This window comes from Psychrobacter sp. AOP31-B2-9 (assembly GCF_052378005.1).
Lineage (GTDB): Bacteria > Pseudomonadota > Gammaproteobacteria > Pseudomonadales > Moraxellaceae > Psychrobacter.
The window spans coordinates 1-8,298 of the sequence record NZ_JBQSXG010000130.1; the positions used below are offsets into that span (position 1 = coordinate 1).

Genomic DNA, 8,298 nt, shown 5'->3' on the forward strand with positions numbered 1-8,298 from the left:
AAAAAATGTATGAGAAAGCATTCTACATGGTTTAAATATGAATTTTTTACCAGTAACTATTGGTGTTTTGGTCGTAAAAAAGAGTATAAAGCCATATAAATAAAAAATTATGATAAAAGCTGCATTAAAACTGTAGACAATGCTTGCAATTCATTTTGGCTTTGTTATAATACTCGCCCACGACATAAGACGTATCATTAGCATTGATACTATGTTTAAAGAAATGTTTTTATTGAAAATATTTTGATAAGTGTCTTAAATCGTTAGGTGAAGTGGGTGAGTGGCTGAAACCAGTTCCCTGCTAAGGAACCATACGTGTAAGCGTATCGAGGGTTCGAATCCCTCCTTCACCGCCATTTATTCAGTTGTTGTTAGAGTAGTATTGCAAAAATAAGCGTTAATTATATTTTTAGTATTTCGTTCAAAAATAATTTGAATTTAATTCATAAAAATGTTGACACAAGCGATATTATCTATATAATGACCAACCTAATTTGCTGTAATTGTTATTAATAATTCAGTAAATGATGTGCAAAATACGCGCCTGTAGCTCAGTTGGATAGAGCACTTGGCTACGAACTAAGGGGTCGGGAGTTCGAATCTCTCCAGGCGCACCATTTGCATACTAGCTTTTATTAAGCTAAAAAATATTAAATCAATCGCCTGTCTTATGACAATTTGGCGATTTTTTTATGTCTGAATTTTATGTTTGATGACTCTCTCATATGACTTTACCTTTGGCGAGATAGCACCCTAGGATAATATACGATACGGTCGTAAATTACGGTACAATAGAGCTATTATTCATTGCTTGCTATGAGCTTGTACCATGTCAAAAAGTTTATCTAAACGAACCTCCAAAGCTACCACGAAATCAAAGTCTCAACGTAATTCTTCTACGCAGCAAACGTCTGACGAAGAGCCTACGATTGCTAAGCCAATGACTCGTGTAGTGGCTATCCTCTATGATGGCATGCTGATTTTGGCATTGTTATTTTTGGTAGGCACTATACTGGTAGTGCTTGGCACCTTAATGACGATGAATTCGGGTGTAGACTCATCGCAAGCCGAATCGTTACCAACATGGTATCAAAACCTTATTATGACACCGTCTTTTGTACTGACGTTAGTAGGATTTTATGGAATATTTTGGCGTCGTGGTGGGCAGACATTGGGTATGCAAACTTGGCGTCTAAAAACGGTCAATAACGCAGGTTATTTATTAACATGGGGACAGTCATTTAAACGTATTTTGGCCGCGTGCTTAATGCCATTGCTTTTTGGCATTATTGGTAGCTTGATTGGTGGCTCACGTCAGATATTGTTAACCAGCGCTTTATTAGGTTTTATTTTTAATTATGCATTTTGCTTTTTCAATCGTCGCGGCTTAGCAGTGCAGGACATGCTATCCAACACCATTACCCTAAAAATGCCAAAAGTGGCACATGAAGGGCTATGGAAGGGCTTTAAAAATCGTAAGAAAAATAATTAGCATCTCTTTTCATTGTTGTAGCAGCGTGAACAGTCAATGTTACATATTAACGGTTTGCATAAGCCATAGCGTATAACCGATAAAGAATATAATCAGTATTATGCCAGAAGCTCGACCGAATGGACGTTTGGTGATAAAGGCAAAAACGCACAGTACGGCGAGTAGTAGGGTGATTATTCCCATTGTTAATATATCACGAGACAATATAATGGGATTGGCAGTGATAGGAGCGATAATTGCTGCAAGACCGACAACGCCCAATGTGTTGAATATATTAGAGCCAATGATATTGCCCAAGGCCATATCATGCTCACCTTTACGTGCTGCTGACAAGCTCGCGACTAACTCCGGTAGCGATGTGCCAACTGCGACAATGGTTAACCCAATCACTAGCTCGCTCAACCCCCAAAGCGTTGCAAGCTCAACGGCACCCCAGACGATGGCTTGTGAGCTTGCTACTAACATTGATAAGCCAACAAACAAACTGCCCAAACCACGTATTAAGCTGGTGTGCATGAGCTCTGCATTACTTGCGCTTTCTACGCTATCCTCTTTATTTTCTGAGTTACCTTCGCGCAAACTGAGCACAATTTGAATACCCAAAACAACAACCAACATTGCCAACAACATTAGCCCATCGGTTAGGTCTAATCGACCATCACGCAGCTGCCAAGCAGCCAAAGCGGTAATCAATAGCAGTATCGGTAGATCTCGCTTTATAATGCCCTTATGGATGATAATAGGGCTGATGAGTACGGTTGCACCCAACACTAAAGCAATATTGATGATATTAGAGCCGTAGGCGTTCCCCAATGCTAGCTCAGGATTACCGTTTAATGCTGCTAATACGGACACGACCATTTCAGGCGCAGACGTGCCTAAGCCTAAAATGATCACACCAATCAAAAAACTTGGTGCATTGAATTTTTTTGCTAGTGCTGTTGCACCATCAATAAATACATCAGCGCTCCAAACCAAAATCCCTAAACCGACCAGTACTGCAATGACTGCCAACCACATTAGTAATTTTCCTTTTTTATTATCTTGTTATCCAAGATAAAGCGATGATTCGTGCTGTCAACTTTGTTTAGCTCGCCCTAGATGGATAAATGTAAAAAAAGCCGAACCCAATGTAGATTCAGCTTTTGAATACTTTAATGCCGATCACTGACTGCTAGTGATACAAGAAAGCTCATAATCAAGCGTAATCGCACCGCAAATGATGATTAAGCTACTTGTACTGGGATAATATTTGCAGTGTCTTTAACCGTATTGTCTTCGTTACAATAAACCAGTTTTGGCTTATAAGTTTCGGCTTCTGCTTCTTCAAACTGAGCATATGCACAGATGATAACGATATCGCCCAAATCTGCCATATGGGCTGCAGCGCCATTTAACGAGATAATACCAGAGCCAGCTTCTGCACGGATAGCATAGGTACGAAAGCGTTTGCCATTGGTTACGTTGTAGATGTCGATAGACTCATTTTCGCGTAGCCCAGCAAGATCTAATAAATCACCATCGATACCGCATGAGCCCTCATAGTGTAGTTCAGCATGGGTAACACGAGCACGGTGTAATTTGCATTTAAGCATAGTAAGTTGCATAGGTTGCTTCCTCAGCGTAACTGATATTAACTAAATCAAAGAGTTAATGGGGATTAACTGGCTAAAATAAAAGGCACTTATCTTTGAGCTATCCTATTATTCAGGCAGTTTAAAGCCATTTATTTGCGAGCGGGCCTTTTCGATGTCACCGTCTAACAATAATGGTAGCGCTTCAAAAGCAGCTGTCAAAGCGCTATCAATGGCAATTTGCTCATCTGGAGCGGCTTTGGACAGGACATGGCCGCTCACTTTAGATTTGTGTCCAGGGTGACCAATTCCTACGCGCAGGCGATGAAAGTCATTACCGATATGCGGCGTGATATCACGTAAGCCATTGTGACCACCATGTCCGCCATTGGTTTTAAGTTTAATACTACCAGCTGGAATATCTAGCTCATCATGGGCGATAAGCAATTCATCATTTTGGATACCATAGAAATTTACCATTGGTACCACTGATTCGCCAGACTTATTCATGAACGTGAGCGGCATCAATAGACGAACATCATGCCCGTGGATTTGTCCGCGTCCTGTTACGCCATGGAATTTCTTATCAGGAGAGAGGGTGATATTAAACTGTTGAGCCAAATGATGGACAAACCAAAATCCTGCATTATGACGTGTAAACATATACTGCTGACCAGGATTACCAAGACCGACAATAAGTTTTATGGCCATAAAAATACCCTGCTTGAATTTAATAAATGAGTGGTAATTTTTGAATATATAAGTGTTGAATATGTAAGGTTTATATTATGCCCAAATCTTACTTACAAAAACAGCAGGAGATATTCATCGCCTGCTGTTTTTTGACTAAATCAACCTGTTATTAAGTAACAAGTACAAGACTGCTACCTAATAGTCGGTTGTTATTCGCCGTCTTTGTTATCTTCAGCTTCACCTTGCGCACTAGCAGGTACATCAGCTGCATCAACTTCTTCAGCATCTGTATCAACTTCTTCCACTGTTGGTGGCTGCATGTTGACGATAGTACGGTCATGGCCGTCCTCTAACTCAAGCTCATGAATGACAACGCCTTCAGGAAGTTTGATGTCTGATAAACGTAACAAATCACCGATTTCCATACCAGATACGTCTACTGTGATATATTCAGGTAGTAGTGATGGTAGGCAAACGATTTCGATATCAGATACTAGTGTTGATAGAACACCAGAAGCTTTAGTACCTGGAGCTTCTTCACGACCAGTGAAATGCACAGGAACATTCATGTGGATTTTCTGACCTTTTACAATGCGCTGGAAATCAGCATGCATTGGGAAGCCTTTAGCAGGGTGACGTTGTAAGTCTTTGATAACAGCTTGATGCTCTACGCCGTCAACATTGATGGTCAAAACGTGTGAGAAAAATGCTTCGAATTCAAGTGCTTTTACCAACTCGTTAATTTTGATAGAGATTGATGTTGGCTCTTCATTGCCACCATAGATAATAGCAGGAACTAGGTTCTGCTTACGTAGGCGGCGGCTCGCACCTTTACCTTGTTGTTCAGCAGAACGATCAACTGCGTTTAGCTCAAAATGGTTAATGCTCATGGATATAATCCTATAAAAAGAATGATGAAGTGTCTGGTCATAAAAAAGTGGATTTGCGACCAATCCACTAATACGTGATGATAGCTATGCGTGATTTAGCATGGTAAGCAAAGCTCACGATACTTACGCTTAGCCATTTGCTTATAATAGAAACTCTCATGATGATGGTCATCGTGGTAGTCGTTATTTTCAAGCATGATCAGCACTTTTAATAATGCCGACCTGATTGAATCAATCAAACGGTTAGCACAGGCGCGCATTATACGTGATTTTGTAGTAATAATAAAGACCTACGCAAAAGGCGCGCACAAAAAAACAGCGCCAAGTAATGATACTTGACGCTGTTTTTTAGTATTTAAATATTTTACGACGAGCATTGCTGTTAAAAATAAGCAATGCCAATGGTTTAAATATTAGTCGTCAAACATTGCGCTAATAGATTCTTCGTTATTGATACGGCGTAAGCTTTCTGCGAGCATCGGAGCGATACTTACTTGGCGAATCTTACTACACGCTTTTGCGGCGTCAGACAATGGAATCGTATCGGTAACAACCAACTCATCAAGTGCAGACTCGCCAATATTTTTTAGCGCATTACCTGATAGGACAGGGTGGGTGACATATGCTAAGACACGACGAGCACCATTTGCCTTCAATGCTTCGGCAGCTTTGCATAGTGTTCCTGCAGTATCAGCCATATCATCAACAATCACACAATCACGGTCACGAACGTCACCGATGATATGCATGACTTGTGACTCATTGGCACGAGCACGGCGCTTATCGATAATCGCCATGTCGGTATCACCCAACTGCTTAGCCATTGCACGTGCACGAACCACACCGCCAACGTCAGGTGAGACTACCATGATGTTGTCATAATCTTGCTTTTGTAGGTCGTTTAGTAGTACAGGCGTGCCATAGATGTTGTCTACAGGAATATCAAAGAAGCCTTGAATCTGGTCTGAGTGCAAATCAACCGTCATCACGCGATCGATACTAACGATATTTAGCATGTCAGCGACGACTTTAGCAGAGATAGGTACACGAGCTGAACGTGGACGACGATCTTGACGAGCGTAACCAAAGTAAGGCATAACAGCTGTGATGCGGCCAGCACTAGAGCGACGCAAGGCGTCAGCCATCATCATGATTTCCATTAGATTGTCATTGGTCGGTGCACAAGTAGGCTGCATGATAAACACGTCTTTACCGCGCACGTGTTCTTTGATTTCCACGGCAATTTCGCCATCAGAAAAACGCGTGATGTCAGCTTTACCAAGAGGTATATGGAGATGGTCGGCTACGGTTTTCGCTAATTCAGGGTGGGCATTACCCGTAAAAATCGCCAAATAAGGCATGACAGAAGTCCTATTGATTACTCAAGCAGCGACCGCTAAGCAGTGTCAAACTGCTCAAATTAAGAAAAGAGTGGTGAAAATAATTGAAGACTACTATTACAGTAAAAATGGCAGGGGTAGCTGGACTCGAACCAACGGATGTCAGGATCAAAACCTGATGCCTTACCAACTTGGCTATACCCCTGTAATGTCTAGATTGTATACGTCTAATACCTAACTATAACTTATAAATAGTTATTTTTAGAATAGCGTAACGACCTATCAGTTATATGAAAAACAGATAAACTGTCTAAAACATAACTTTTCCCTAGCGGTGTTCATTGCGAACTATACCGAAACTGGGATGGCGTTGTCAATGACAATAAAATAAGTGACGTTTTATAATTCACTTATTTTAGGTGCATATCAAACACTTGGAACTTAAAAATGGCAGGGGTAGCTGGACTCGAACCAACGGATGTCAGGATCAAAACCTGATGCCTTACCAACTTGGCTATACCCCTATTGTGGCGACCTATTATAATTAGATTTTTAGATTTTGCAAGTCTTTTGCGCCTTTTATTCGTAACTTATAAAGGATGTTGTATTTTTATTAGGTAAGTGCCGAAGATTATTCTACAAACTTCTTACTACACAACCTACACAAGGCGCATCTTCAATCCACTTTGCTAAAAGTGCTTTGTCAGTAGTTACACTCGCATCTAACGGTAAAAATACCGCGCTACCAGAGCCAGTCATTCGTGCTGTGCCCATTGCTTGAACCTCTAATTCTTGTAAATAACGTAAAGCCTTTTCAACAGCAGGCGCGAGGCTCGTAACTACCGGTGTGAAAACACTGTGATATGGCGCGCTGAGCGTTTGCACATAATCATTGGACTGATTTGTGATGGTTTCAGGAAGTAGTGTGGCAATATTTCGTTGCAGTTTAGGATGGGCAAACAGCTTAGCAGTATTGACGTGTGCATCAGGCGTTAAGATTAAATACTGTTGGTCGGGAAGGTCAATGGCGGTCAGTTCCTCACCAATACCCATCGCAATCGCATCTTGCCCAAAGATAAATATTGGTACATCCGCGCCAATCGTAGCAGCAATTTTTATTAGTTCATTTTTGTTAAAGTTAAGCTGCCAAATCTCATTTAATACCAGTAAAGTAGTAGCGGCATTGGATGAGCCACCGCCTAGACCAGCACCCATCGGTAAATGCTTGTCCACATTAATTTGTACTAATGGCAGCTGTTGGGGTAGCGTCTTGAATTGTATGGCAGACGCTAGCAATGCATGTGCTGCTTTAAAGATGAGATTATCTTCTATGCTTTTCGTTATCGATTCCGCGCCAGTCAGTGTGACTAGCTGATGACAAAGCCTTGTAGTGTCTAACGCATTATTACTGGTATCAACAACGACTTTATTGTCTACTGAAAAGTGCAAATAATCGCCCCAATCGAGTAGGCGAAATACCGTTTGTAAATTATGATAGCCATCGGTGCGCTTGCCAGTAATATGCAAAAACAGGTTGATTTTTGCCGGCGATAAGCGAGTGATAGTAGCGGCATGCGGCATAGATATATACTCAGTCATAAATGGCTATCTTAATGAGCAGCGATTATTTGGGCAGTAATATTTAATTGATGGTTAATGATTAATCGTCATCACTACTTTATTGCCTTGAGGCTGCACAGCGCTGATTTTGCTTGGTAGCTTGTCAGAGCCTTTGTAAGTAAAGCTGGCACTCCAATCACCATTCACTGAGCTTATCAAGCGGTTTTGGTCATCCATCTCTGGTGCGCTGTCTGAAGGTGCAGGATTACCTGATATCCAATAAGGCATTTGCGAGATAGGTGCTTGCCAGCCAGTGGCTTTTTTCAATAACTCTTCAGGATCATCAGCGGTTAATGTGCCTGTTTTTTCACTCACTAAGGTGGCCGTTTGACCATTATATTCGATGTTGGTTTTGCCAATACCCAAGGCGCCAATCAGTTCGATAGCAAAGCGATCGTCTTGCTGACCCCAAGCATAAAATGCACTACCACCTTGAGCGCCTGTGGTGTCATTAGCGGGCGTTGTAACACCGATTTTGCCAGTGATATTAAAACTTTCAAGTTTTTGAGGTTGGTTTTGTACAGTAGTCATTGACTGATTGGTCGCATTGGCCGTTTTTAATGACTGACAGCCAGAGGTTATCACTAGTGCGGCAGTCATGGCACTGAATAGAGCAAACTTATTAAGCTTATAAGAAGGTGTTGATAATGACATGTTATATTCCCAATAATGACCAAATTTACTAGCTT

8 protein-coding genes and 4 tRNA genes are annotated in these 8,298 nt (G+C 41.3%); 3 read left to right on the top strand and 9 right to left on the bottom strand.

Annotated elements, in window-relative coordinates; genetic code table 11:
• Positions 1-266 precede the first annotated feature (266 nt).
• From ACT3SX_RS12195 to ACT3SX_RS12205, 3 genes are all read left to right on the top strand, one after another.
• Positions 267-356, top strand: a tRNA-Ser gene (locus tag ACT3SX_RS12195).
• A gap of 184 nt (positions 357-540) precedes the next feature.
• Positions 541-617: transfer RNA gene (locus ACT3SX_RS12200), tRNA-Arg, on the top strand.
• A 212-nt stretch (positions 618-829) separates the two neighbouring features.
• Positions 830-1,492 (top strand): RDD family protein, encoded by a 663-nt coding sequence (locus ACT3SX_RS12205; protein ID WP_192518575.1) that lies wholly within the window; start codon positions 830-832, stop codon positions 1,490-1,492.
• Positions 1,493-1,531: 39 nt separating this feature from the next.
• Here ACT3SX_RS12205 and ACT3SX_RS12210 read toward each other — a convergent pair whose 3' ends face one another.
• From ACT3SX_RS12210 to lolB, 9 genes are all read right to left on the bottom strand, one after another.
• Positions 1,532-2,512, bottom strand: coding sequence for a calcium/sodium antiporter (locus tag ACT3SX_RS12210; protein WP_192518574.1), 981 nt, complete (start codon positions 2,510-2,512; stop codon positions 1,532-1,534).
• A 206-nt stretch (positions 2,513-2,718) separates the two neighbouring features.
• Positions 2,719-3,099, bottom strand: a complete 381-nt coding sequence (gene panD, locus ACT3SX_RS12215; RefSeq protein ID WP_192518573.1) for an aspartate 1-decarboxylase — start codon at positions 3,097-3,099, stop codon at positions 2,719-2,721.
• 96 nt (positions 3,100-3,195) lie between these two features.
• A complete protein-coding gene (pth, locus tag ACT3SX_RS12220) occupies positions 3,196-3,777 on the bottom strand; it encodes an aminoacyl-tRNA hydrolase (RefSeq protein WP_192518572.1) in 582 nt (193 codons plus the stop codon).
• A 191-nt stretch (positions 3,778-3,968) separates the two neighbouring features.
• Entirely contained in the window at positions 3,969-4,649 is a 681-nt protein-coding gene (locus tag ACT3SX_RS12225; RefSeq protein ID WP_192518571.1) for a 50S ribosomal protein L25/general stress protein Ctc, read from the bottom strand.
• A 413-nt stretch (positions 4,650-5,062) separates the two neighbouring features.
• On the bottom strand, positions 5,063-6,010 hold the full coding sequence (locus ACT3SX_RS12230; RefSeq protein ID WP_192518570.1) for a ribose-phosphate pyrophosphokinase: 948 nt from the start codon (positions 6,008-6,010) through the stop codon (positions 5,063-5,065).
• Positions 6,011-6,118: 108 nt separating this feature from the next.
• Positions 6,119-6,194: transfer RNA gene (locus tag ACT3SX_RS12235), tRNA-Gln, on the bottom strand.
• 243 nt (positions 6,195-6,437) lie between these two features.
• Positions 6,438-6,513: transfer RNA gene (locus ACT3SX_RS12240), tRNA-Gln, on the bottom strand.
• A gap of 112 nt (positions 6,514-6,625) precedes the next feature.
• Entirely contained in the window at positions 6,626-7,588 is a 963-nt protein-coding gene (gene ispE, locus ACT3SX_RS12245) for a 4-(cytidine 5'-diphospho)-2-C-methyl-D-erythritol kinase (RefSeq protein ID WP_192518569.1), read from the bottom strand.
• 54 nt (positions 7,589-7,642) lie between these two features.
• Entirely contained in the window at positions 7,643-8,263 is a 621-nt protein-coding gene (lolB, locus tag ACT3SX_RS12250; RefSeq protein ID WP_192518568.1) for a lipoprotein insertase outer membrane protein LolB, read from the bottom strand.
• Between the last annotated feature and the right edge of the window lie 35 nt (positions 8,264-8,298).

Excerpts from the sequence above, each read along its gene's own strand:
- pth (WP_192518572.1), bottom strand. The coding sequence starts at position 3,777 with ATGGCCATAAAACTTATTGTCGGTCTTGGTAATCCTGGTCAGCAGTAT.
- ispE (WP_192518569.1), bottom strand. The coding sequence starts at position 7,588 with ATGACTGAGTATATATCTATGCCGCATGCCGCTACTATCACTCGCTTA.
- panD (WP_192518573.1), bottom strand. The coding sequence starts at position 3,099 with ATGCAACTTACTATGCTTAAATGCAAATTACACCGTGCTCGTGTTACC.
- ACT3SX_RS12205 (WP_192518575.1), top strand. The coding sequence starts at position 830 with ATGTCAAAAAGTTTATCTAAACGAACCTCCAAAGCTACCACGAAATCA.
- ACT3SX_RS12225 (WP_192518571.1), bottom strand. The coding sequence starts at position 4,649 with ATGAGCATTAACCATTTTGAGCTAAACGCAGTTGATCGTTCTGCTGAA.
- ACT3SX_RS12210 (WP_192518574.1), bottom strand. The coding sequence starts at position 2,512 with ATGTGGTTGGCAGTCATTGCAGTACTGGTCGGTTTAGGGATTTTGGTT.
- lolB (WP_192518568.1), bottom strand. The coding sequence starts at position 8,263 with ATGTCATTATCAACACCTTCTTATAAGCTTAATAAGTTTGCTCTATTC.
- ACT3SX_RS12230 (WP_192518570.1), bottom strand. The coding sequence starts at position 6,010 with ATGCCTTATTTGGCGATTTTTACGGGTAATGCCCACCCTGAATTAGCG.